This window comes from Paenibacillus pectinilyticus, assembly GCF_001700435.1.
Lineage (GTDB): Bacteria > Bacillota > Bacilli > Paenibacillales > NBRC-103111 > Paenibacillus_E > Paenibacillus_E pectinilyticus.
Map to the genome: position 1 here is coordinate 38,694 of NZ_LYPC01000010.1, position 22,166 is coordinate 60,859.

Consider the following 22,166-nt stretch of genomic DNA (forward strand, 5'->3'; position numbering starts at 1 on the left):
AAGAATAGATCATTGTTCAGAAGGGATATAGGCCTGCTATGAAAAAGTTTGTTATTCTTGGAGGAGGCTATGGCGGTTTGACCATAGCTTTAAACTTGCTGGAGAAAGATTTACCAGATGACACAGAGCTTGTAATGATTGACCGCAGTCCATTTCAGGGCCTCAAAACCGAATACTATGCACTCGCTTCTGGAACCATTGCCGAGACGCATATCCGTGTTGCCTACCCTGATGATCCTCGTCTGCAGCTGGTATATGGTGAGGTATCCGACGTTGATATCACAACCAAACAGATTAATTTTCACGACAAAGAGCCCCTCTCCTATGACTGGCTTGTCATTGGACTTGGGTGTGTAGATAGTTATCATGGAATTGTGGGTGCTCAGGAATTCTCCTCTAGCATTCAAACACTAGCTCAAACACGTGCAACGTATCAAAAAATTAATAATATCGCTCCGTATGGTCAAATTTCCATCATTGGCGGCGGGCTGAGCGGTGTTGAAATGGCTTCTGAGCTTCGCGAGAGTCGCCCTGACTTGAACATCCGATTAATTGACCGTGGCCCAAGCCTACTGTCCGCTTTCCCTAGTAATCTCCAACAATATGTGCGTGATTGGATGATGGAGCATCATATCGAGCTGCGCACGCAAGTATCCTTGGTACGGCTTGACGGCGGAGACTTGTATAATCAAGATGAAATTATTCGTACGGATGCAACGATTTGGACCGCAGGCATTCAGCCTACTCCAGTTGTTGAAGCTTTAAATGTACCAAAGGATCGCCAAGGACGTATACTGTTAAATGAATATCACCAAATTCCTGATTATGAAGACGTCTTTGTCGTAGGTGACTGTGCTTCGTTGCCGTTCTCACCAAGTGCACAAGCCGCGCAAGCGCAAGGGAAGCAAATTGCCGAAGTGATTCAAGCGATTTGGAAAGGTGATACACCGAAGCTTGGCGCAATCAAGCTAAGAGGAACACTTGGTTCTCTAGGCAAGAAGAGCGGCTTCGGTATCATGGGTAAACGTACGTTAATGACTGGTAAAATTGCGCGAATGCTCAAAAGCGGCGTGCTTTGGAAGTCCAAACGACACTTCGGATAAGACAATAATTGCAGTAAGATGGCATATGGCAACTTATTCACTGAGTAAGTCGTACATGGCCTCGATTTCTTTGATTTTTTCTAAAATAAGAAGATGGAGACTCTCCGCACTTTCTGCGGCGATAATTTCGCCGTTCACGAGGGCGTAGGGCTCCATATAACATTGGCCGCAGTTGCCAAGACAACCGTATTCGACCACATCAAAATCGAGATTTTCTTCAAGTGATTTCATCACTTTATCGGTTCCGGTGTGCATATTGCTGGCACAAAATTCTATAATTGGTCTCATTTATTATTTCCACCCCATGCTGATAGTTTTGGCTTGAAAACCATTTTCATTTAATGCGTATTGTACTATAATAGATAAAGAAAGGAGATGAATCAAATGACAGAAAAAACCAAAGAAGCGATTTATGATGAAGTTCTTGAGGTTTTAGATAAACTTCGTCCTTTCCTACAACGTGATGGCGGTGACGTCGATCTAGTTGATGTGGAAGACGGAATCGTGAAGCTGAAACTTATGGGAGCATGCGGAAGCTGCCCAAGCTCAACAATCACTTTGAAAGCTGGTATTGAGCGTGCATTGGTTGAAGAAGTTGAGGGCATTACAGAAGTCGTACAGGTATTCTAATTAACGACGAGTGAAACATATACATTCTTTCATTTAAGAAAGAGCTTACCCTAGGGTAAGCTCTTTTTGCTGCATTATGTTCTATTCGGACTTGCGTTGTTTGAGGACCGGTATGGGCTGAATCGGATCTAAAGCGCCAGATATATCCATGATATTCCCTGTAATGAAATCCGAGTCTGGCGAGCAGAGGAAATCAATAACGCGTGCTACATCTTCCCCTGTACCCGGTCGTCCCACCGGAGTTTCCCCATCCACTTCGAACCGCGCTTCTTCCATTGTACGCTCTTTGTTCTTCCCGCGAATATCACCAGGGCAAATCATATTCACCGTGATGCCATGCGCGGCCTCTTCTTCAGCTAATGTTTTGGTAAACGAAACTAATCCTACCTTGGCGGCTGCGTAGGCTGCGCGATGCGTCCATCCCCTTGCTTCTGCTGCTTTGCCGAAGCCGAAATGAATAATGCGCCCCCAGCGTCTCTCGCGCATCATCGGGAGGACCAAATGATCGAGCTGCATGACACCAAGGAGGTTGCCGTGTATCAAATATTCCATTTCATCCATATTGTAATCTGCGAAAAAACGGCGTTCACGAACAAAAGGTCCTGCATTGTTGACGAGAATATCAATTGGTCCAAGCTTCGAAGTCGTGTAATCGACCATGCGAATAATATCCTCGCGTTTCGCGACATCGCCTTGAACAGCAATGCTGCGAACACCCATCTCACCCAGTTGGTGAACGAGCTCGCCCGCTTCCTTCTCACTCGTTACATAATTGACTGCAACCTGGCAGCCTCTCTTGGCGAGGGTCAATGCGGTCATTTTGCCCAAACCCTTGGCACTGCCTGTAACAAGTACTGTTCGACCTCTTAATGGCATGGCCCACTACCCCTTTGTCACATATGCCGTAAAATAAGAAAATGCTATTGTTAAGGTTCGGCATACCATGTCAAATCCCTGCTGTAAATCAGACAAATTCATTTTCACATTCTCGATATGAATTCGTTCTCCAAGGATCGGTTCCTTCTGAAGAAGGTCATCCAACATTTCAGCGTTAATATAGTGAATTTCCATATTACGCAGATTGCGAAGTCGATCTAATGGCGCTTTGTAATCCATTTTGAGCGTATAAAGCTGCAGCTCTAACGAGCCGTGAATATGCTTCTCATGCATATGACGAAGGACAGTGAAGTACGAGAAACGAGATTTCAACTTCTCCGTTTTCATCTCGAACAAGTCATTCATAAAGGTGCCTAACTTATCTAAAATTGAAAATAAGCGGATGAACGCATTTTTGTAGAAATACACGAAGCGCTGGTAGGACTCTGTTTCTTGGGTGTTCATTTCCTCCAGATACGCTTTACGAATATGCTCGCCATAGCGTTCGCAGCAATATTTGCTCTGTTCCAGCTCATCTAAGGCATCGATAAAGCCCTTGCTCCAAATCGCTTTTCGATGAAAAATCGAATAATCCGAGGAGAGGTGACTCTGCTTCGATTCGATGTGTTGAATATAGGCTCTAACCGCATTGCCTGCTTCGAGTAGAAGCCCGCTGTCGACACGTTTGGGCTCATTAAATAACACGCGCAGCATGAGATCACCTCCTCTTTTTTCGTCAAAATGTGAATGTATCCTAATCAAGGTAAGTATGAGCCCGCAGGCTGGTTATCATACCCGCGAACTGAAGTCCTTTACCTTAGTTACCTATGCAAAGTATTCTTTCCATCTGCGATCCACGAGTTGAACAATATCTTCTCTAGGGAACAACTCATCCGGATACCCTGGCTTCATGCGCGCATCAATCACGATCGGAACTTCGTAAGCGATATGATGACGATTCACACTCGATTGTGCGTACATATCACTCGCTGGATTGAAACGAGTGAAGACCGTCCACAAGAATTTCGTTTGGTCGTATGCAATGTCGCTGGCATCATCAACGAGGATGACTAACGGCCATTGCGTCAAGCGGCTAGCCGCATTCGCAAGCAAGCGTTGCGGCAGCTCAGGTTCTGCCGCGTAGGAGGCACCAGAGACGAGCAGACAGCCGCCGCAATAGACGGCGATATCTTGGATCTCTGGCAGCTCTCCCTCGGTGTACGCCCGCGGTAGCTCGCGTACGGGGTTGCCAGTACCAAGCAGCACAGCTTTGGACCCGTGGTTAAGCTGACCACCTGTATAGTCCAGTGTATCATGTGATGTTTTATTAAATATAAAGAGATCCTTCGCTGGATCGAAACGTTCTAATACCTTTTCTAACAGCTGCGAAAAGTTAGCTAAGGCCGTTGGCTGATCCGTTACGATCAGGAACTTCGTGAGGGATAGCTGACCCTCACCGAGGATACGGAACGCCGTGCCGAGCGCCTCACGGCTGTAGCTTTCGCGGACGACAGCGGCTGCGAGCGGGTGGAACCCGGTCTCGGCATACGTCCACAGGTCTTTCACACCAGGCATTGCCATCGGGAACGCAGGCTCCAGCAGTCTTTGCAGGAATTCGCCAAGGAAATAATCCTCTTGGCGCGGTTTACCCACGATCGTCGCCGGATAGATCGCGTCTTTGCGGTGCCACACATGATTCACGTTGAAAACGGGGAAATCATGTTGCAGGGAGTAGTACCCGAAGTGGTCGCCGAACGGCCCTTCGGGACGTCTCAGATGCGGCGGTACGGAGCCGCATATCGCGAACTCCGCCTCAGCGACGAGGCGGTGCCCCCCATGGGGATTCTCCACCATGGGCAGCTTTTGCCCGAGGATGAGCGAAGCGAGCATCAGCTCGGGCAAGTGCTCGGGCACCGGCGCAATCGCCGAGGCGATGAGCGCAGGCGGGCCACCAAGGAACACGGTGACGGGCAGCGCCTGGTTGCGCTTCTCGGCTTCGTGATAGTGGAAGCCGCCGCCTTTATGGATTTGCCAGTGCATCCCCGTCGTGAGATCATCATACACTTGCATGCGGTACATGCCCAGGTTATGATGACCGCCATCAGGATGCTCGGTATAGACGAGCGGCAGCGTGACGAATGGGCCGCCGTCCTCTTGCCAGCTCGTCAGGACAGGCAGTCCTGCGAGCGGGTTGTCCTTCTTCAAGCCGCCAAGAATCGGGGCTTGATTCGGTTGAATTTTCTTCGTCCCCACCTTCAGAAGATCGAAGATCAGGGCTTTTTCGCCCCAAAGAGCTTTGGGCGTTGGCGGGAGCAGCGTGTTCGTCGCGTTGATAACCGCTTTCATGAATTGCTCCGGCTTCGGTCCGAAAGCGAGATCAACCCGTCTTGTTGTTCCGAATAAATTCGTGACAACAGGGAAGCTGCTTCCTTTTACATTCGTGAAAAGTAAAGCGGGCCCCTGCTCATCAATCACACGACGATGGATTTCAGCAAGCTCTAGATTCGGATCCACAGGAGCTGAGATTTCAATCAATTCATTTTCGCGGCGTAACATATCTAGAAATACTCGTAAATTCGTTGGTACCATTCGAAACTTCCACCTTTACCTGTTCATAATTGGGTACTTCTAGGGTAAAAAAAGGAAATGGCCTTCCGTTAGAAGGCCTCCTTGTGCCGCTGGCAGCTGCTAGGCTTTGCGGTCATATAACGTAAGTACACATAAATAGCAGAGGAATCCAAACATACAGGCAACATTGATGGCATGCAGCATACCCGTTAGCAGATAAGCTACTTCATTTCCCATGGCCCATGTTACGATGGCTCCGGTAATGACCTGTGTGGACACCAAGATAAGTGCCCATTTGCTTCCAAACCACAGCTTATCTGAGCTATCATAATGACGTCTCGCTTGGATAAATAGAAACAGAATACAAATAAAGAGCAGTAAAGCAGCAATGCGGTGAGTAAACACGATCCCTGTCGCGCCAGATAGCTCTGGAATCACTTCGCCATTACATAAAGGCCAGCCCGAGCAGCCACCTGATGAAACCGTATGTCGAACGAATGCCCCGAGATATACAACCACATAGCTGTATATTGTGGTAAACCAGACGAGAACTTTAAAGCTTGTACGAATAGATGTATGTCGCGTAAATTGTCCCCAAGGGGTGAATACAAGGGCAAGCAGTAAGGAAAAAGCGAATGCGAGTAAGGATAATCCAAAATGAAGTGCCAAAACAAGGGAAGATTGCGGCCAAACGACAGCCATTGCACCCATGACCGCCTGCACAAGCGTCATGATAACCGTTGCTGTGATGAAAACCTTCGCGTCTGTGCGTTTAACGTAACGAAATACTAAGTAGAAGGTAGCGATCAAAATAAGGGTTACAATCCCTACGACTAAGCGATGACTATACTCGATAAAGGAAGAAATGGTGTGTGCCGGAACGAATTTACCGTGGCAAAGCGGCCACTCATCTCCACAGCCTCGACCTGCATCCGCCTTCGTCACTAAGGCACCCATCGCAAGAATAAGAAACATGCCGATCGCGGACAAATTAGCTAATCTTTGAATCCATTTTTGCATGCATTGCACCTACTTTTATGTCATATCTTCTGAGAATCATGTCGAATACGGTTGTTCCGATTTCAATTATAGCTGTAATAAGAAGTCATTTCCATTCGCAAATGTTACAAAGCTCCGAAACAAGCGCTATTCAGCCATTCTCCTGCCATTTCCGTTCATAGAAAAAACATTATAGTTTGCGCATCATGTTCACAATTATTCGTAATGTAGGTAAAACAAGAAAAAAACACCATCACGGATTCGATTCCGCAGACGGTGTTTCTTCGAACTTCGTTAGATTAAGGTGTTAACGCATTCGCTACTTCTAAGGCACGATCGAGGAATTGCTCGATTTCTTCCCGTGTTTTACGCAATTTACTAACGAAGCGAACTAGCTCCTGGCCATTGCGGAAAGCGATAAAACTAGGAATGCCAAGGATATTCAATTGTTCGCATAGATCTGGAAATTCATCACGATCTAGTTCAATAAATGTGATGCGCCCTTCGTACGCTTCCTCTACGGCTGGCATAAAAGGCTCGATATAATGGCAATCCTTACACCAAGTCGCCTTGAAAACGGCAATGGTTACGCCGGATTGCGATATCTGCTCTTGGTATTCTTGTTCTTTCGAAATTTTACGCATGGAGACACCTCATCACTTCTGGCATTTACTCTCTTATAGCATGTGCGAAAATAGGTGTCAAGGTTAGCAGTTGATACAGGAAAATATAAAGAATACTTTGATATCTGTTATGCCTAACCAAAATGGAAAGCTGGCTTTACATTTCTTAGGTTGCATGATATACTCCCCTCATGGAAAGTTACCTTTCCATGAGGAGGGCAATCGCATTGAACAACCGTTTAGAAGAAATCCGCAAGAAATTCGGAATTAAACAAGAAGAATTAGCAGCAGCTCTTGAAGTGTCCAGGCAAACGATTGGTTCGTTGGAGAACGGGCGATATAACCCATCGATCCTTTTAGCGTTCAAGATTGCCCGTTTTTTCGGAATGAGCATCGAAGAAATCTTTATTTACGAGGAGGATGATCAGGTATGAAAAAAACGATTTCGTCTTATTTTATTCCGGCTGTAGGGGCAGTTTTACTAGCAGTTGGTCTGTACTTCATGAAAACGATTGAAGATCCACAAGGCTTGCTACGAGCGTTGCCTCCAATCTGTTTTGGGCTTGGCTGTGGCATTTTCGGTCACGGTATGGGAGAAATAATCGTCCGAAGCGCTATGAAGCATAATACCGCCGTCGCAAAGCAGCTGCAGATTAACATGAATGATGAGCGTAATTTGGCAATCGCTAATCGGGCCAAATCGAAAGCATACGACATGATGGTTTTTCTGTTCGGAGCCTTCATTATCGGAATTTCATTGATGAATATAGACTTAACATTGTTATGGCTATTGGTTTTTTTCTATCTATTTATTCTCGGATATAACACCTACTACCGTATCAAGTACTTTAAAGAGATGTAATAAAATTCATGTACTTCTTTAGGAGTAATCTAAAGGTCGCTCCTTTTTCATACCCACTTTCTGTGAAATCCCCATGAGGAAGTTCTATCCAAAGAGACCACTCCATTGTCAGGAGTGGTCATGTATTTATATATTGATGCTGAACCTTATCATAAATTGGGAGAGTAATAGATAGCATTTCTACCACGCTAATCTCCCTTTACTTCAAAAAGACTGCCGACAGAAATCGGCAGTCTTGTCATATTTTCCATTTAGTACATTGGAGATTTCCAACTACTTAATTATTGGGGACTGTTTATCATCAATTCCTGGAATTGAAATTGGAAATATCATTCCCAGAATGCCTATTCCTGCGTAGTATTCTTGTTCGATAATTAAATCAGCATGTTGTTTCCTAATAATTGAAAGTTCATGCAATGAGAAAAACAGATAATTCTTGTTACGAAAATGAACTGGCGTTGAGTTAAATGTTTGAGATTTGGTGAGTTCTTTCTTGAGGACCCATTTTTTAAAATCGGAGTTATCCGGGTTAGTCCAAAGGAGTGTAAATAAGATTATACCCACCACAAGAATTAGCAACCTCACGCAGAGCCCCCCTAAACAGCAAGTACACTTAACAATATGTCGTGTACAACCAAGAGATGACTCTTTTTCATTTCTCTTCAACTAAGCTCCCGTTAATTTAACGAAATCAGGCGCATCTGCCATGTGACTAGCTACTCCTGCTTATTACGTTATCGTTCCCTGTTCAATCCATTTCCAGTTACAACTTTTCTTTTCTAAAAGACAGAACCCTAAGTTGGTCATCATCCTTGTAATTTTTACATTTTGATAATTCAACATCAATAAAATCACTATCTCTTTCGTGTATTCGAATTAATTTACAGACATATTCGGTCTTGCCTTTGTCTGTACTCCATGCATCTCGTGAGTTATCAACTATCCAATTTATTTCTTTACCATTTGAAATTACGTCATGAATGGCTGGCCCGCTATCCATTCCTGGTTCTATAATCATTAGATTGTCTCCTTGCCCCTCATTAAATCTTGTTACCATTTTATCAACTCGTTCAAGGTCAGCTCTGTCAAGATGGAAAATTACTGAGTTGGTAGCAGTATCGTTCACTTTATTTGATTGATTTACAAACACAAAAATGAAGACAATCAAAGCAATAATTATGAATGTCTGAGTTATAATTAAAGTTTTTTTGTATTTAATATTTTTACCTCCTTTAAAGTTTTATTTACATTCTTTTACGAAAACGGCGAGAATATGTTGCGTTAAACTCCCTGTTAGATGAGCGAAAGGCTGCCGATCGTGCCGGCAGCCCCACATTACTATATTGAACAAACAGTTACCCGTTAGCTCAACTTTAACTAGGATATTAGTTTATTGTTTTTGTCCTAAATCTTATTATCTTGGTTATAACATTCAGAGTAATAAAGCCAATTAATGCCCCGAGAGTATTTAATATTAAATCATCAACATCAAAACTACCTATCCTAGAAAACAATTGGATGAGTTCAAGAACTAAGCTCAATAAGAAAGAAATAGTCATAAGTGAAACAAAGTTTAGATTTCTTCCTGTAATCACAGGTAATAAGAATCCAAACGGTATAAAGAGGATAAGATTGCCCATTACGTTCCTAATAACAATATTTTGATTTGCCGTATGAAAAATATAACTCGATATTGTTTTAAAGGGCACAAAGTTACTACCCAAATTAACGTTACGTTTAAAATCGACCAAATTAAATTTAAGCATATATTCAAAGACGGTAAGCGGAGAGGCAACTTTAAATAATACGACTTTTAATAACAAAAGCAAATAAACTAAAAAAATGAATAAAAGAGCAACTCTTATTGCTCTAAATCGATTTTCAATAGTATTCATTATGACCATACACACCCCTTCCATTTTTAACATAACTTTTACCAAAGGGTTAGTGCTTGCACTTTAAAACATCTCTTTTACAGTTAACAGATAATCCCATATTTAAGACGCAGTAAATAATACGAAAGTTGCGTTACCTCCGTTACTTCAACAGGCAAAGGCAGCCGAATAGTATCCGGTTTCAAGAGAACTACATCACCCTTTTCCGGTATTCCCCCAATTACTAATACTTCTGATTTGAAACCTGCTATACGTCGAGTAGGGAAGTTACATAACTACACCTATTATCTGTTTCCTTATAAGTTCTTCCGACTTATATCGTTTTGTTATTTGTGTACTTGAAGATTTAATTCCTATATCGGGTCCAAAATCAATTTGAAGTTTAATAGCGGGTAATTTTGCTTCCTCAAAAAACTCCGCTTGAGTAATAGTTCCAACACGAATATCGAGTTTCAAAAAGTCATCAATCGTTGCCATCCGTCATTCCCCTTCTCAATAAATGTATATCTAGCTAATTAGTTACTAATTTGAACGTTGGGCCTTAAAGTTTTTGACCAAAAATACAAACCCATACCGAATAAAGTCATCATCCCACCTAAAAACTGAAATAAAGAAATTGTTTCTCCTAATAATAGATACGCGAGAATAATGGCAATAACAGGTTCTCCAATAATACCTACTGAGATAGTAGTTGCCCCAATTGATTTTAACAAGAGATTAAAAATATACTGTCCAAAGATAGTTGGGATTATCGCTAGCAATAAAAAGTACGTCCATTCGGATGAGTCATATTCAACTAAAGAATTATTATTAAACAGATTGTAGACGAGCATGACGGTCCCGCCAATAAAAAAAACGATAATGCTGTACACATTTGCATCGATTTTTCGGCTTACCTTCTGCCCCGCCAACAAATAGGCTGAAACGAAGAGTGTGCCTATTAATGATAAGCCGTCTCCAATTAGTGCTTCTTTCGAAATCACTATATCTCCCCAAGCGATAAGGACTGAGCCAAGAAGAGCAACCATCAAGCAACAAACCGTTAGTCGACTTGCTCGTTCCTTGAACAAAAAGAAGGATCCGAGCATGACAAATAATGGCTGCAACGAGAAGATGACCATGGAACTTGCGACAGAGGTATAGACCAGTGATTCCATCCAGAATAAAAAGTGCAGCCCTAGAAATAGACCGGCAATAAGTACGATAATCCAGTCCTTTTTATTCATCTCTATGGATCGAAACAATTTCCAAGGCACAAATGTGAGCATGATAATTACTGAAATAAACAATCTGTACATCCCAGCCACAGACGTAGGTGTATCTGAAAGTTTTATCATGATCGAAGAGATAGAAACGGACAATATACTGATGAATAACAACATAAAGGGATGAGATGATACCGAAATTTTATTTAATTTACCCATGTTCCTCCAAGCGTCTAGACAATTACCTGTGCACAGAATTGTAATGTTAAGCCTTAGCTTGATATAATAATATCACCACAGACATCAGTTTTGTGTAATTATATCTCTCATTTATATCGAAATATCGTCAAATAGAGGAGCCTGTCCTTGAATAAACAATTACACGAAACCATTAAGTATCCTGACGAGGCATTTCCATACATTATGTATACCCACACGAATCGCGGGTCAATTCCTGAAGGCAGAGGTGTTAACGATCTGCATTGGCACGAAGAATTACAAATGACTTTGGTAACCAAAGGGAAGCTAACAATACAAATCAACGGAATTGACTATGATTTAGAGACAGGTGAGGCCATCTTTATCAATAAGAGCGTTCTGCACATTGTTACGCACCTTAGTCATGACGGTGAATACGTGAGCTTTAATTTCCCGGAGAAACTGCTCGCCTTTTACTCGGATAGTGCAATGGAAAGGAACCATGTCCTTCCTTACACCAATTCATACTTACTGTCATTGGAAATCAAAGGTGACGCGGAGTGGCAAAACCAAATCCTGCAAAATCTATGGGAGATGAAGAAGAAATTTGAACGAAAAGAATCATGGCGATGGCAGTATGAGATTTCCATCCAAACGGTTCAACTATGGCTAATTCTAATCTCCAATATTTCGTTATCTTCAGAGGAATCCTCAAAACATAACAGACTCCAGCATGAGAGATTACAACAGATGGTTAGCTTTATCCACCAAAACTATAAAAACCCTATTAAATTGAAGGAAATTGCTGACGTAGCCCATTTGAGCGTTTCGGAATGCGCTCGCAGCTTCAAAAAAAGCACCCATATGACTCCTTACGATTATTTGGTTAAGTATCGGATTAAAAAGAGCTGCCAGTTGTTAGAAACGACGGACTATACAATAACCGAAATAGCCCGAATAGTGGGTTTCAATCACGTCAACCACTTTATCCAGTCCTTTAAAAAGCATCGCGATATAACACCTAAGGAATACCGGAAAATTCGAAATGAACAGACACCTTCATAAAACCACTGACCATAACTGTCTTGCTTTTAAGAACTAACCGCCCGTTAACGGGGTGGTTTCTTTTTTCATGTCGGCTTTCGGACAATGTCTTTGTCATTCGACAATACACAGGGTAGACTTTCAATTCTTTTTTGCACATAATAATCCTAAACATAATACGAGGTGACAGTCCTTCAATGGTTAATAACCATGACAATATTAAAACCATCACCCTTGGCATGGGCTGCTTCTGGAGCCCTGACGCCTTGTTCGGACAGATGCCCGGCGTGGTTAGAACACGTGTAGGTTATGCAGGCGGCACAACGTCTGGACCTACATATAGGAATCTCGGCGACCACACCGAGACGGTGGAACTCGATTTTGATCCCAAACGGGTAAGTTTGGAATCCATACTCGAGTTGTTCTGGGAACACCATCATCCACCGAACATCAACGAGTATAAAGGTAGGCAATATTTATCTCTAGTCTTATACCGCGACGAGCTGCAGAAAAACACAATTTATAGTGTGACTGAAGGCTTCAGGCTTAAAGGGAAAGGCAGACCGGATACTGAAATCGCTCTCTTAAAGGGATTCTATCCAGCCGAGGAACGGCATCAAAAGTATTATTTAAAGCGATACCCTGATGCCGTACTGAAACTGAGACCTCTTTATCCTACCCCCGAGGGCCTGATGAACGCTACCTTAGCCGCACGCTTAAACGGCCTAGCAAAGGGCTTTACCAACCTGTCGCTTGTGATCCAAGATATCCAAAGTTGGCCGATCGCGGAAGTCGAGCGAGGGGAGTTGATCCGTTTAGTTCAAGGGATTAAGTGGTAACGCGGTAGCGCTCCCACCTAAAATGAAAACGAAATATTTAACACTAATGCTCTGATCGAGCGGAGAGTTATTTATATTACTTGCAAACAAAATCCAATAATTATTAACAAGAATTTGTACGGGTAGCAAAAAATAAAGAGATCATTGGATGCAGCGCAAACAATGATCTCTTTCAACTAACGTTCTCTCGTTAGTTTAATTCTCTAAGTGATGAAAACTAGTTTATCTGTCGCTGTATTATATCGAGCAGAGCGCGTTGCTCCTCCTCCGGAACGCTCTCACCTAGGCGTGCCGCCATTAGCGGAAGCTCCCACTTAGCGAGTTCCTCCCGGCTGTATCCGGTCAGTCCGAGATATGTGTCCTCGTAAGTTTGCAGTAATATAGTTCTAAGCTGAGCAAACATCTGGATAACGACCTCGGGATGCTCCGCCGGTAAGACTGCATGACGCAGAATAATGATCGTTCTGGCTGCATCGGCTTGTGCCGGACCACATACTGCAGTCATCCAGTCGATGACGACAGGACCTCTCTGACTTAAAAGTACATTGCCAGGATGGAAGTCACCGTGGCAAAGATAGTCACCCCCGGGAAGCTCGGATAGACGGCTTTCGATCACCTCTCGTAACGGCTCGAAGCAGACGTGACGAATACCACTGATCATATATGCCAGTCGACTTTTAATGGATTCCAAACGACCTGTTGCCTTGATGCTATGTAACTTGGCGTGAAGCTGAGCCAGCTGACAACCGTATTCTGCAGCTTTTTCCGGCTTACTCATTAGAATTTCTAGCATCGAAGTTCCCAGGATCCTCTCATATGCAAGTCCCTTAAGACCGTCAGTTTCTACGGTTCCATAAAATGTCGGGGCTCCTACCGCCAACTCCTCAATAGCCGTACTAATATTCCGCTCCAGGTCAAGCAGTTTCGGGTCACGAAATACTTTAAGGACTTGTTTCGACCCTAGTGCATAAATATCCGCAGTGTTGCCTCTGCCAATCCGTTCACCCACTCCCATAAGAAACACCCTATTCCATTTTAGAATAATATCCCCATAAATTACTATAATCGAAATTTTTGATTGATCAATCGATCTGATCAACTGAAATTACTTCGATTGCATTGCAATAAAAACTTAAAACTTCACTTTCTATGTCCCGAATCCAAAAATTCAATGAACACCAACCTTCATTTTTAATATCTACTATTTCAAAAATATCAAGTTGTATTATTCTTCCGCTGGCATTAATACTTAGACTTTCGATCTCTTTAAATCTAATTTGAATTTTGAGGTTTATTCCATTTGTATTGGATAAGAATTCAATATCAAGCATCGATATATCTTCATAGTGTTTATTTTTGTCCATGTAGTATTTAAAAGAAGATATATATATTAAATGAGACCAAATAAAATTTGCTATTCTGGATTGTATTAAAGTTAAATTTTGAACCTTCATAGACTTCCCTTTCTACAAGTACATTATGGAACAGGCTTATTTAATGATTATTTTTAAACAAGTACCGAATCTCTTTTCCCACCATTATCTCATTTGCGTATCTAGGAATCACATGTAGATGAGAATGAAAAACATGTTGCCCCCTACTTGACCACAATTCCATTCGACATTATCTATTCAAGAACTGTATTCGATTTATGCTTAAATCTTCTCTTTTGGGTTGTAACTATCTCTCCCGTTAACGTAATAAAGGCTGCTTCGTAGCAGCCGTTAAAAGACGAGAATTTATATCCCATAGCGAAGCGCGACCCCGTCGGTTTGCCGACAGCCGCGTCCTGCTTTCATATTAAATAAACGATCGCCATTTAGCGTAAGGATACTTACTTTACATCTACCTGACAATCATTTTAGTTCAAATTCAGGTGTACTGATTCCCACTGACACATTTTTACCGCTATCATCAAAGCTAATTTCTTTGATTAGACGATACGTTCCCTTAGGCAGCCATTGTAAAAGCCCGACTTGCATCGATCTTGATTCACCTGACTGTAATTGGTATCCGACCGCAGCGAATGCAAGATTACTAAGTGTCAAAGTATACCATTTAGCATTCTCAAACTTCTGAATAATTAAGAATTCACCTGTCATAATCGTATAAGAAGAATTATTGGTAACTTGCATTTGCATGGTTTCTTTATTACCGTAGCTGCTTTTGTCTATGGTTATGTTAAAGTCACTGCTGTACTTATTGTTCTGAATGACTTCACTGGCTTCCACTTTGCTACTCACGGTTGGTGCCATAAAGACATTTTTAGAAGCTTGATTGGAGCCACAACCTGAAAGGAATATAACAATGAGAAGACTGGCATAGAGTATTTTCGCATTGAAGGGTCTCATAATAACAATCTCCTCTCTATTTTACTCCGATGAATATTAGCTTGTAATTGAACAAGACTGCCCGTTAATTTAATCAACCCGTCGTCTTCCCAGTCTAGGATTTTGCAAATCCGATCGCCTTCCGAGTTATCCGATCTTAGTATCCTCGGTTTACGTCTACCGAATTGCTAATTCGTTCTTGTCCGCTGTCCATTTCTCCAAGCACGGCGAGCAAGCTGTCGATCGCTTCATCCAGCCCGGTAACAGCAGAAATATGCGGGGTAATGACCACGTTCGGATGAGACCAAAACGGCGATTGTGCCGGCAGTGGTTCCTCTCTAAATACATCAAGGACAGCTCTGCGCACACTACCTCGTTCAATTGCCTCAATCAGTGCGTTTTCATCCACCGAAGCTCCCCGGCCTACATTAATAAAGCCTGCACCGTGCATGCAGGAAAGTAAGCGCATTTCGAATAATCCTTCGGTAATTGGTGTTAATGGTAGCGTGTTAATCACCCAGTCGGCCAGTGCTAACAAATCGTGCACCTCCGTGATCGGAAGAACCCTATTAAAATGACAATTCGATGCGCCACTGCGAGATACGCCATATACGGTTACACCGAATGTTCTAAGCATCCTCGCCACTTCCTCGCCAATCGTTCCTGTACCAAAAATGACGATGTTCAGTTGCTGCAGAAGCTTCTGCTGTGAAGGCAGCCATTGTCGTTCGGTCTGATACTGCTGAAAAATTCCATGACGCTGTACATCGGCAAGAATGTAACTTAAACAATATTCACTTATTTTCCGTCCAAAACTGCCGACAGTCCGTGTTAATAATACATCCTTTTTCCATTCACGATTAAATAAAAATGAATCAACGCCAGCTCCAAGCGTATGAACCCACTGCAACTTACCGAAATGAAACGAATCTGTCGGTTTAAATGCCACATATCCATCAGCCCAGTCGAAGTCATTCGAGCTTACCTCCGCCTCTGGAAGAAACTTATACTCCCTCTTCGTATCCATCAAAGCTAGCTTCTCTAGATCTTTGTACATTCGTCCGGTCACTATAACTTTTTTAATATCCATCAGTCACTCCCCCTCAGAATCCTTAAAACTCAGCGATAGTACTATTGTCGACGGTAGGTTCTCTATTTTATTTGAACTCTTCTCTTCTCCCATTAGCATTAGTAGCGGAGAAGAAGACATCCAATACAACAATAATATAACAACAAACGAACAATACAATGCAATCAAACCCTCAAACCTAAATAAAAAAGTGAATTTACAATTAAAGTAAAAAGTGATATCATTTAAATATCAAATCAATATGTACTTTTGCAGGAGGCTGCCCACATGAAAGAAACGAAAGTATGGTCATTAAGTGGATTTATTGGCTTACTCTTATTTTTCGCCGCTATCGGATTAAGCATTTACAGTTTCACACAAGCGAGTATTGTGTTCGGTTTTATTTTAATCGTAGTTGGCATCATCTCTCTATCGACAATTACAGTCGTTCAGCCAAATCAAGCCGCAGTCATCACTTTTTTTGGCAGTTATCTAGGGACGATTCGCAAAAGTGGCCTGTGGCTCGTTATTCCATTCTCCTCAAAGAAGAAAATCTCACTGCGGGTTCGCAATTTTAACAGTGTCAAATTAAAAGTAAATGATATCGATGGGAATCCCATTGAAATTGCTGCTGTGGTCGTGTTTAAAGTTGTAGATACATATAAGGCATTGTTCGACGTAGACAGCTACGAGAAATTTGTAGAAATTCAAAGTGAAACCGCGCTTCGTCATGTGGCCAGCAAGTATCCCTATGATCGTTTTGAAACGGAAGGCTATTCGTTAAGAGGCAATGCCGATGAGGTTGCGGCTGAGCTTAGCACAGAGCTCCAACAACGCCTTTCCGTAGCTGGCGTAGAAGTAATTGAGTCTCGTCTGACGCACTTAGCTTACTCTACTGAGATTGCCAGCGCCATGCTGCAGCGTCAGCAAGCCTCCGCGATTTTATCCGCACGCTCCATCATTGTCGAAGGTGCAGTTAGCATGGTTCAATTGGCTGTTCAGCAATTAGAAGCAAAAGGCTTGCAGCTTGATGAGGAGCGCAAAGCAGCTATGATCAACAATCTCTTAGTTGCGATTGTGTCTGATCGTTCAGCGACCCCGGTCATTAACACCGGTACGTTGTACTAACGGAGCCATGTTATGGCACCTAAGAAAAATTTCCCGCTTCGACTAGACCCGAAGCTGCACCAAGCGCTGGAACAATGGGCAGAGGATGAGTTTCGAAGTGTAAATAGTCACATTGAATATTTACTCCGCGAAGCGCTCCTCCGTTCTGGACGACTGTCCAAAGCAAAGCTTCAGCAGACGGACGACTCGCCGGAACAATGAAAAAAAACATCTTACTTGGCAGTTCAATCTGCCAGCAAGATGTTTTTTCACGTTTTTAAACCGTAATCGTAATCGTTGGTGCCGAAATCGTCGGTTCAACCGTAATTGTGGAGCTTGTTGATGAAAAGTCTGCGACTTCAAGAACAACTGGTGTACCGGCTACGGCCAGGGTCGTATCTAAAACCAAGGAAGTAGTGGTAAGTGTAGAAAGTCCGCCTTCTTGCAAGACACCATTGACATAAACATTGATGTATCCATCTGTAGGTACTGCTGGTAGTGCTACGACTGGATCGCCATTATCATCGAAAAAGCTTGCAGCTGGAATGGTTGTATCTGTCGTTATCATGCCGCCTGTAAGCACGGCATTAAATCTTGTTACATTCGGATCTACGGTTGTTGTGACCGTTCCACCTGTTGCGGTAGGAGCAGACGATGATGCGCTAATAAATAGTTTAATTAGAGAGGCTGCCATAAATTTTCACCCCCTTCCCCATCAACTCTTATAGATGCGAATGCTTTGTACGATGATAGGAACACCTTTCTCTGGAATATCCTCGGACATCAAGGTCACAAAACCTTTACGAATGTGATATAGCGAGCTAGGTTGGAGTACGCCATTAACGAATAATTGCGTGAACGTGACGGTTCTCGGGTCTGGAATCGATTGAACGCCATAGCCTTTGGCATGATCCGCTTCCGAGTACCAACGCTTTTCGCCATCCGAAATAGCGTAAAAGAAGTAGGTTTTCGATACATACTTGGCTCTATTTAATCGTTTTTTATGCTTCTTTCGTTTTATGGCCGATATTCGAAGTAACGCTGGTACTTGGATGTGAATCACCCCGCTAACTGCTTGAACTATTAGAATATGATATGCATGAAACCATGGCTAAAATTGGATATTATTCTCAGTAATTCCCCCCATTTATGACTAGCTTCATGAACTCGTTGATCTATTATTCGTTCCGTTCACATACCTGTTAGTAAAAGAGTAAACACTACAACTGATAGGCCCAACATGGGTATCTGGAGGTACTATGCGTGACGGGATGAAATCCGAAGAGAAACAGCGACGTGCGATTGTAAGCAAAATAAGAGGGATCCCCTCAGCAGTCGTACAGCTGATCAAACAGCAAACATCTGCATGGCTGGATTCGAATGCCCCATCCAGTTCCCCATCCGAAGGCATCGCGCTTACGGCGGTTACCCTTGATCGAATAGAACAAGCGATACTTCATCATCAGGCTCTTCTGCAAGGTGGTGTTACAAGCTCCTCCTTAACAGCTGAAGATCAAGGTATTCTTGAAGCAATCATCCTTCAAACCCAGCTCAATAATCGGAATAATGTCACACGCACACAGGCCTACTGGACTTGTTATCATCATCATCCAGAGCTCCACTGGGCGCTTCTCGCACATATGGTCTCTCGTAACGGCGGGTGGAGTATGACCGATCTACGCGGAGAACTGCTGCCACGCATGATCAGTGAGGCAACGATTGAGCATTTGTTTTCCTTTCTCGAACGTGCGAATGCGCTAGTCTTCCAAGACGCCTATCCACAATTGCTCCTGTACGCGGAAAGCAAACGAAGAAAGCGAAGCTTATTTCACCTCCTTCCGCATTTACATATTTCAACCTGGATGACTCCCATGTGGCAGGACTTCTGGCAATTTCAGGACACAGCCCTGCTGACAATAGGCTTGATCATTAATGAACAGAGCTACATCGAGCAACGTATCGTTCGTAATCCCACCTACCAGCGTACTGTACTGGATACACCTCTGTTCAAAACACAAGCCATCCTGCAATTGAATCAAGTGGGATTCCCTTTTCGGTCGATGGCGATTGATGCTCTCCCCCCTCAACCCCATCTAGCCGGCCTCATTCTTGAAAATTTCAAAAATCTCTCCGAGCGTATTGAATTTGGCAAAAGCCTATACGCGATCCTATTCAAGGCTCCTGGTATCCTGCAGGGTGTGCAGGCTTTTGCAAGCGCGACCCCGCACACCGGATCGCGTTCCGACTATTGGCCTCATTTGTTCGCTCCAATACGAAAAACCCCTCCTGATCGCAAGTATCAGGAGAGGCTCGATGGCTACAGCCTTAAGCAAGGCGCTGCGCCGTTCTATAGTCCGCCACTTCGCTCCGCATGGCCTGACAGGCCGATTGCGACAGTGGAGCGCGGGGATTGGTTCACGGACGGAAAGGAACCGCTGAAACATTTACGGCCCACTTCAGTTCCAAAGGCTTATGATGTGACACAAGACATGTGCCTTGGATTAAGTAAGATTGAGCTGGCTGTGCTCGGCGCCCAGGCGCTCAAAAAGTTTGTCCCCTTTTAGCTAGGAACGCTTTAATACGCGGCTTACTTTACCGATGAGTTTCTGAACAGGTGACGGGAAGTTCTTCACATCATCCTTCGTGACTACTTTCGTCAGCATAAGCATAATCGGGTATAAGGCCACGGTAAATCCGCAGATGAGTACCGCTTGGATGCCTTGGTTCAAACGGAACCATGGTGTTGGCACCACATACGTGTGCGTTAACCATTCTGCTGTAAAACCAAGCGCACCTATCACGATGATGGTGAGAATAAGCCCGCCGAAACGGCGACCTAAAATCGTGAACGTCACTTCTTGACGGAGGGTACGAATGTTCAACCATGACATCGCGATGAAGCATAGTCCCGTTGAAATAATAATACCGTAAATCCCCAGCCATTGGCCCAATACGAAGCTGCCTAGCAGCTTAATTGCGATTCCGACAGCAACATGGGTCATCAGTGGCTTCATCCGCCCCATCCCCATGAGAACAGCTCCTGAGGTCTGCATGACGATCTGGAACATTGCGCCAGCGGTCAATAAGGAGATCATCGCAGGACCGTGTGCGATCCCATAAGCGGAATCCTCATAGCCGAACAAGAAGAAGTCGAGTGGTCTAGCGGCGATACTGATCATCAACACAGCAGGTAAGCCAGAGAGAATCGCAAGCTGAAGCACACGTGTGGTCTGCCCGCCTACTTGCTTCAAATCTTTGCGCGAGTAAGCTGCTGAGATAATCGGTACAACCGATTGGCTTAATGCGATGGCCAAAATAATCGGGATTCCCGCAAGCGATTGTGCGCGTCCACCAATAATCCCAACTAAGCCTAGGGCTTCGTTTCGACCAATGGCATCTTCAAGCAGCGGAATAATCATCGAAGTATCGATGGCATAGACGAGCGTCACGGTCACTGAGAAGACCACGATTGGGATCGACAGCTTCAATAAGCTGCGATAAATATCCCGGTATCTCGTCAGCTCTTTCGGCTGTCCGTCCGCCATAGTAGCACCGATCTGCGCAGCCGCGGCTTGCGAAGCAGCAGGTTGACGCGTCTGCAAGGCGTCATGCCGTTTAAGCTTCATGGCGTAATACAGCATTACAGCAAGGGCTGCTGCCCCCCCTACAACGCCGCCGAAAGAGGCACCAGCAACGCCCCATCCAAGCGAAATATCTAACAAGAAATAGGCAAGTGCAATCGAAGTAATCAGTCTGAAAATTTGTTCCACAACTTGCGAAACGCCATTCGGCATCATATGCTGCCTGCCTTGGAAATACCCCCGCATGATAGCAATAAGCGGGAACAACAACATGGCAGGTGCGATCGCTCTCGTAGCAAGCGTAGCATCGGGTCCGCCATGCGAAATATTTTCCGCATAGATGGGCGCGAAGACGTACAAAATTACGGTCATCACCACACCCGTCACAACAGCGAACCAAATCGCTGCCCGATAGATGCGCTGGGCCTCCTGTGGACGGCCGATCGCATTTTTCTCAGCGACCATTTTACTCAAAGCACTCGGAATACCTGCCGTTGCGATGACAAGCAGAATCGAATATAGATTAAAAGCAATGGAGTAGCTCCCCATTCCCTCTTCATGCAGCAAGTGCACCAGCGGTATCCGCTGGAAAACGCCGAGAAACCGCGCTACAAGCGCGGCCACGGTGAGAATGAGCGTCCCTTTTACTAGGGAATCTTTGGTTACCTTCGTCAAGTCCGTTCCTACTCTCTCTTACAGTTTTACATGCATTCGTCCTTCTGATTAGAAAACCCAAAGGAAGAAAATAAGGATCATCACCAGCTGCAGCCCGATTTTGACGACGCTGCTAGCAAAGAAGCCAAGTACAGAACCAATACCAGCGCTTACTGCTTTTTGCCAAGACGTTCCGATGATCAGTTCACCTAGTACAGCACCAATGAATGGACCTAGGATAATCCCGAAAGCTGGAATCACGAAAGGACCAATAATGAGTCCAATGGTACTCCCGATAATCGCAGCCTTGGAGCCGCCGAACTTTTTGACGCCTAAAGCACTGACCGCATAATCCGCCACAATAATGATGATCACAATTAAGGTTTGAATCGTCCAGAACCAGAAGCCAAAGTGCTCCCAGCTAATTAGCCAACCATAGATGAAGAAAGCGGCATATATCGCGAGAACACCTGGCAGAATTGGATACACAGCACCAACCATACCGATGACAAACAAAAGAATAACGACAATCCAACCTAAGGTTATCATGCTCAGTACCTTCCTCCATTTGTGAAACAGATAG

General features: G+C 43.9%; 27 protein-coding genes and 1 pseudogene. 9 read left to right on the forward strand and 19 right to left on the reverse strand.

Going from position 1 to position 22,166, the window contains the following annotated elements; translation table 11 throughout:
- The first annotated feature begins 38 nt into the window (after positions 1-38).
- Complete coding sequence (locus tag A8709_RS02725; RefSeq protein ID WP_065850673.1) at positions 39-1,103, forward strand: NAD(P)/FAD-dependent oxidoreductase; 1,065 nt, start codon at positions 39-41, stop codon at positions 1,101-1,103.
- A gap of 33 nt (positions 1,104-1,136) precedes the next feature.
- Here A8709_RS02725 and A8709_RS02730 read toward each other — a convergent pair whose 3' ends face one another.
- Positions 1,137-1,391 (reverse strand): YuzB family protein, encoded by a 255-nt coding sequence (locus tag A8709_RS02730; protein WP_065850674.1) that lies wholly within the window; start codon positions 1,389-1,391, stop codon positions 1,137-1,139.
- Positions 1,392-1,487: 96 nt separating this feature from the next.
- Here A8709_RS02730 and A8709_RS02735 point away from each other — a divergent pair, with 96 nt between their 5' ends.
- Entirely contained in the window at positions 1,488-1,733 is a 246-nt protein-coding gene (locus A8709_RS02735) for a NifU family protein (RefSeq protein WP_028558591.1), read from the forward strand.
- A gap of 81 nt (positions 1,734-1,814) precedes the next feature.
- Here the strand turns inward: A8709_RS02735 and A8709_RS02740 are convergent, their stop codons facing one another.
- From A8709_RS02740 to A8709_RS02760, 5 genes are all read right to left on the reverse strand, one after another.
- Positions 1,815-2,609 (reverse strand): SDR family oxidoreductase, encoded by a 795-nt coding sequence (locus tag A8709_RS02740; RefSeq protein WP_065850675.1) that lies wholly within the window; start codon positions 2,607-2,609, stop codon positions 1,815-1,817.
- A 6-nt stretch (positions 2,610-2,615) separates the two neighbouring features.
- Positions 2,616-3,323 (reverse strand): Cthe_2314 family HEPN domain-containing protein, encoded by a 708-nt coding sequence (locus A8709_RS02745; RefSeq protein WP_065850676.1) that lies wholly within the window; start codon positions 3,321-3,323, stop codon positions 2,616-2,618.
- A gap of 111 nt (positions 3,324-3,434) precedes the next feature.
- Positions 3,435-5,198 carry a UbiD family decarboxylase gene (locus A8709_RS02750; RefSeq protein ID WP_065850677.1) on the reverse strand — a complete coding sequence of 588 codons (1,764 nt, stop codon included), beginning with the start codon at positions 5,196-5,198 and terminating at the stop codon, positions 3,435-3,437.
- A 99-nt stretch (positions 5,199-5,297) separates the two neighbouring features.
- On the reverse strand, positions 5,298-6,197 hold the full coding sequence (locus tag A8709_RS02755; protein WP_065850678.1) for a COX15/CtaA family protein: 900 nt from the start codon (positions 6,195-6,197) through the stop codon (positions 5,298-5,300).
- Positions 6,198-6,475: 278 nt separating this feature from the next.
- Positions 6,476-6,820, reverse strand: coding sequence for a thioredoxin family protein (locus A8709_RS02760; RefSeq protein WP_065850679.1), 345 nt, complete (start codon positions 6,818-6,820; stop codon positions 6,476-6,478).
- Between the two features lie 206 nt (positions 6,821-7,026).
- Here A8709_RS02760 and A8709_RS02765 point away from each other — a divergent pair, with 206 nt between their 5' ends.
- Both A8709_RS02765 and A8709_RS02770 read left to right on the forward strand, forming a co-directional pair.
- Positions 7,027-7,233 (forward strand): helix-turn-helix transcriptional regulator, encoded by a 207-nt coding sequence (locus A8709_RS02765; protein WP_065850680.1) that lies wholly within the window; start codon positions 7,027-7,029, stop codon positions 7,231-7,233.
- Entirely contained in the window at positions 7,230-7,661 is a 432-nt protein-coding gene (locus tag A8709_RS02770; RefSeq protein WP_065850681.1) for a hypothetical protein, read from the forward strand. Before A8709_RS02765 ends, A8709_RS02770 begins: the two co-directional genes overlap by 4 nt.
- A gap of 273 nt (positions 7,662-7,934) precedes the next feature.
- Here the strand turns inward: A8709_RS02770 and A8709_RS02775 are convergent, their stop codons facing one another.
- The 5 genes and pseudogenes from A8709_RS02775 to A8709_RS02795 form a co-directional block, all read right to left on the reverse strand.
- Positions 7,935-8,246 (reverse strand): hypothetical protein, encoded by a 312-nt coding sequence (locus A8709_RS02775; protein WP_065850682.1) that lies wholly within the window; start codon positions 8,244-8,246, stop codon positions 7,935-7,937.
- Positions 8,247-8,424: 178 nt separating this feature from the next.
- A complete protein-coding gene (locus tag A8709_RS02780; RefSeq protein WP_141692401.1) occupies positions 8,425-8,811 on the reverse strand; it encodes a DUF4362 domain-containing protein in 387 nt (128 codons plus the stop codon).
- Positions 8,812-9,046: 235 nt separating this feature from the next.
- Positions 9,047-9,556, reverse strand: coding sequence for a VanZ family protein (locus tag A8709_RS02785; protein WP_167356982.1), 510 nt, complete (start codon positions 9,554-9,556; stop codon positions 9,047-9,049).
- 83 nt (positions 9,557-9,639) lie between these two features.
- Positions 9,640-10,033, reverse strand: a pseudogene (locus A8709_RS02790) (tRNA-binding protein).
- A 38-nt stretch (positions 10,034-10,071) separates the two neighbouring features.
- On the reverse strand, positions 10,072-10,980 hold the full coding sequence (locus A8709_RS02795) for a DMT family transporter (RefSeq protein ID WP_065850684.1): 909 nt from the start codon (positions 10,978-10,980) through the stop codon (positions 10,072-10,074).
- A 147-nt stretch (positions 10,981-11,127) separates the two neighbouring features.
- Between A8709_RS02795 and A8709_RS02800 the strand changes: the two genes are divergently transcribed.
- Positions 11,128-12,024 (forward strand): helix-turn-helix domain-containing protein, encoded by an 897-nt coding sequence (locus A8709_RS02800; protein ID WP_065850685.1) that lies wholly within the window; start codon positions 11,128-11,130, stop codon positions 12,022-12,024.
- Positions 12,025-12,200: 176 nt separating this feature from the next.
- A complete protein-coding gene (locus A8709_RS02805; protein ID WP_065850686.1) occupies positions 12,201-12,842 on the forward strand; it encodes a peptide-methionine (S)-S-oxide reductase MsrA in 642 nt (213 codons plus the stop codon).
- 217 nt (positions 12,843-13,059) lie between these two features.
- Here the strand turns inward: A8709_RS02805 and A8709_RS02810 are convergent, their stop codons facing one another.
- The 4 genes from A8709_RS02810 to A8709_RS02825 all read right to left on the reverse strand — a co-directional run bounded on the left by A8709_RS02810 (position 13,060) and on the right by A8709_RS02825 (position 16,262).
- Positions 13,060-13,941 (reverse strand): phosphotransferase family protein, encoded by an 882-nt coding sequence (locus A8709_RS02810; RefSeq protein WP_167356983.1) that lies wholly within the window; start codon positions 13,939-13,941, stop codon positions 13,060-13,062.
- The gene (locus tag A8709_RS02815) at positions 13,925-14,296 is read right to left on the reverse strand and encodes a hypothetical protein (protein ID WP_065850688.1); all 372 of its coding nucleotides are present in this window, start codon (positions 14,294-14,296) and stop codon (positions 13,925-13,927) included. Before A8709_RS02815 ends, A8709_RS02810 begins: the two co-directional genes overlap by 17 nt.
- A gap of 402 nt (positions 14,297-14,698) precedes the next feature.
- Entirely contained in the window at positions 14,699-15,193 is a 495-nt protein-coding gene (locus A8709_RS02820; RefSeq protein ID WP_065850689.1) for an immunoglobulin-like domain-containing protein, read from the reverse strand.
- 136 nt (positions 15,194-15,329) lie between these two features.
- Entirely contained in the window at positions 15,330-16,262 is a 933-nt protein-coding gene (locus tag A8709_RS02825) for a D-2-hydroxyacid dehydrogenase (protein ID WP_065850690.1), read from the reverse strand.
- A gap of 267 nt (positions 16,263-16,529) precedes the next feature.
- Between A8709_RS02825 and A8709_RS02830 the strand changes: the two genes are divergently transcribed.
- Both A8709_RS02830 and A8709_RS02835 read left to right on the forward strand, forming a co-directional pair.
- The gene (locus tag A8709_RS02830; RefSeq protein ID WP_065850691.1) at positions 16,530-17,369 is read left to right on the forward strand and encodes an SPFH domain-containing protein; all 840 of its coding nucleotides are present in this window, start codon (positions 16,530-16,532) and stop codon (positions 17,367-17,369) included.
- Positions 17,370-17,381: 12 nt separating this feature from the next.
- On the forward strand, positions 17,382-17,570 hold the full coding sequence (locus A8709_RS02835; RefSeq protein WP_065850692.1) for a type II toxin-antitoxin system antitoxin: 189 nt from the start codon (positions 17,382-17,384) through the stop codon (positions 17,568-17,570).
- Positions 17,571-17,625: 55 nt separating this feature from the next.
- On the opposite strand, the gene A8709_RS02840 is transcribed toward A8709_RS02835, so the two are convergent.
- Positions 17,626-18,042 carry a DUF4183 domain-containing protein gene (locus A8709_RS02840; protein ID WP_065850693.1) on the reverse strand — a complete coding sequence of 139 codons (417 nt, stop codon included), beginning with the start codon at positions 18,040-18,042 and terminating at the stop codon, positions 17,626-17,628.
- Positions 18,043-18,063: 21 nt separating this feature from the next.
- Positions 18,064-18,411 carry a DUF4183 domain-containing protein gene (locus A8709_RS02845; RefSeq protein WP_167356984.1) on the reverse strand — a complete coding sequence of 116 codons (348 nt, stop codon included), beginning with the start codon at positions 18,409-18,411 and terminating at the stop codon, positions 18,064-18,066.
- Between the two features lie 196 nt (positions 18,412-18,607).
- Between A8709_RS02845 and A8709_RS02850 the strand changes: the two genes are divergently transcribed.
- Positions 18,608-19,912, forward strand: coding sequence for a DUF2515 family protein (locus A8709_RS02850; protein ID WP_084224624.1), 1,305 nt, complete (start codon positions 18,608-18,610; stop codon positions 19,910-19,912).
- On the opposite strand, the gene A8709_RS02855 is transcribed toward A8709_RS02850, so the two are convergent.
- Positions 19,913-21,604: a putative polysaccharide biosynthesis protein gene (locus A8709_RS02855; protein WP_065850694.1), complete on the reverse strand. Its 1,692-nt coding sequence runs from the start codon at positions 21,602-21,604 to the stop codon at positions 19,913-19,915.
- A gap of 48 nt (positions 21,605-21,652) precedes the next feature.
- Positions 21,653-22,132 (reverse strand): DUF456 domain-containing protein, encoded by a 480-nt coding sequence (locus tag A8709_RS02860; protein ID WP_065850695.1) that lies wholly within the window; start codon positions 22,130-22,132, stop codon positions 21,653-21,655.
- Positions 22,133-22,166: the final 34 nt, after the last annotated feature.